The 1,004-nt window shown below is 51.7% G+C and carries 1 protein-coding gene; it reads right to left on the bottom strand.

Annotated features, from left to right (window positions below):
• Nucleotides 1–680 precede the first annotated feature (680 nt).
• Nucleotides 681–1,004, bottom strand: a 324-nt coding sequence (locus HL054_RS22065) for a hypothetical protein (protein ID WP_369141278.1), incomplete at its 5' end; no start/stop codon positions are given.

Below are 1,004 nucleotides of genomic sequence, written 5' to 3'. Positions count from 1 at the left end.
GACTTACGCTGAACATACTCCGCTGTAATTCACTGGAAACTATCGGTTTTTACAGCGCCATTACAGGTATAGGTTAGGCGTGAATTTTGCCTGGCTCAGAAACGAAAAAAGCCCACGACCTTTTACAGTGTGGGCTTCTCTCTGGTAACTTCATCACCTGCTGGTGCTGGTGGGTATTTACCTGAACTTTGGCGGGTTCAGTGGTAAGCCTATCAGCGGCGGGGTGTATGCGCAACATCCGCTGAACAAACTAACCAACTGCGAAGAATATCCACCAGCAACGGGCGACCTTTGAAAGCGGGACAAACAGGCAACGTGACCACCTAACCAGCACGGGAAAGATGCTGGCTCTACAGCGACTCGCATCACGACACGATGCACCTGACACAGCCCTAAACGCCAACAGACGATGCTCGCCTTGCTCGCTCTTTTCTCAGCGTACAGGTCACATCGGCTTTCTTTGGGTTATTGTCGCAGGGCAGATTTTCCGAAAACTCGTAGATTTGTGATTGGTAGCTGGGGTAAGGAGTTTACAGTAGCCAAATAGCGTTAAGCAGTTTTAACACTTGCTCAGGTGCTGCGGTTGATTAGGCCGCTGGGTATGCCCTGACCAAAGGGCAATCTCTGTAAATCTGCTGGCGTTTACTGGTGAACGGTAATCACTCGCCCACCTGGACAAATCAAAACGGGTTAAGCAGATCGTGGAATACTGCACGACCATTGCGCATTATCCGCATCTCGTAATCGTTCTGCCCCTGCCAACTGTTTAACGCTCGCTCGTAATCATCAGCGGTTCTGTAATCCTGCTGGCTCAACTCCACCAGCTCGGCCTCCTGCTCACCTGCCCGAATCAGCACATCATTTATCAGCGCCTCAGCCTCGGTTCGCACCTCACCGGCAAAGGCATCATCAGCGAAGCCATACAGCCCATCGAAGCCACTTCTAACGCTCTCAAGCAACGAGGCAAGGCGATTGCTCATCTTCTCCCGTAAAGCGTTCTGGCG

The organism is Modestobacter versicolor (genome assembly GCF_041028285.1).
Lineage (GTDB): Bacteria > Actinomycetota > Actinomycetes > Mycobacteriales > Geodermatophilaceae > Modestobacter > Modestobacter versicolor_A.
The sequence above is the reverse complement of the archived record's forward strand: the minus strand, read 5'-3'. Positions and strand labels throughout refer to the sequence as shown.